This is a genomic window from Streptomyces sp. DH12 (assembly GCF_020873895.1).
In the GTDB taxonomy this organism is placed as follows: domain Bacteria; phylum Actinomycetota; class Actinomycetes; order Streptomycetales; family Streptomycetaceae; genus Streptomyces.
In genome coordinates this window covers 1-719 of sequence record NZ_JAHWGT010000281.1, presented here as the reverse complement: position 1 = coordinate 719, position 719 = coordinate 1, and the positions used below count along the sequence as shown (strand labels likewise).

The 719-nt window shown below is 75.9% G+C and carries 1 protein-coding gene; it reads right to left on the bottom strand.

What is annotated here, in order from left to right:
• Positions 1 to 719 (bottom strand): sensor histidine kinase (locus LPA54_RS34045; RefSeq protein WP_228984544.1); only part of this gene is annotated, 719 nt, incomplete at both ends.

Here is a 719-nt window from a genome sequence, read left to right as displayed (position 1 = left end):
GATGAGCAGCGCCCGTTCACGCATTCCGCGAAGTCCCGCACCCTCCCGCGCGGCCCCGATGCCGCGCCCGTCGTCCGCCACCTCCAGCACGACACCCGGGTCGGTGCCGCGCAGCGTCACCTCGACCCGCCGCGCCTCGGCGTGCCGCGCGGCGTTGGTCAGGCCCTCCTGGGCGATGCGGTAGGCGGTGCGGCCGACGGAGGCGGGGACGGAGCCGGCGTCGGTGACCCGCTGCTCCAGGGTGACCTTCATGCCCACCTGGAGGGACTCGGCGACGAGGGCGTCGAGCGCCGCGAGGGTGGGCTGCGGGCGGCCGGCGTCCTCGCTGTCGCCGGCCCGTAGCACCCCGATGATCTCCCGTAGGTCCTGGTGCGCCACGTGGGCGCTCTCACGGATCACGCCAGCCGCCCGCGCGATCTCGTCTCGCGGGGCGTCGGGCCGGACCTCCTGCGCGCCAGCGTGCACGCTGAGCAGCGTCAGCCGGTGCGCGAGCACGTCGTGCATCTCCCGCGCGATGGCCTCGCGGGCGAGCCGCTGCGCCTGCTCGGCCCGCAGCCGCGCCTCCGTCTCGGCGCGCCGGGCCCGGTCCCGCAGGCTGAGCATGAGCTGCCGCTTGGACCGTACGAACATGCCCCACCCGACCGTGGCGCCCGTCAGCACGAGGACGAGGACGACGGCGGCGGCGTACGGCAGGTCGGGGTCGGGGCGCCACCAGAAGT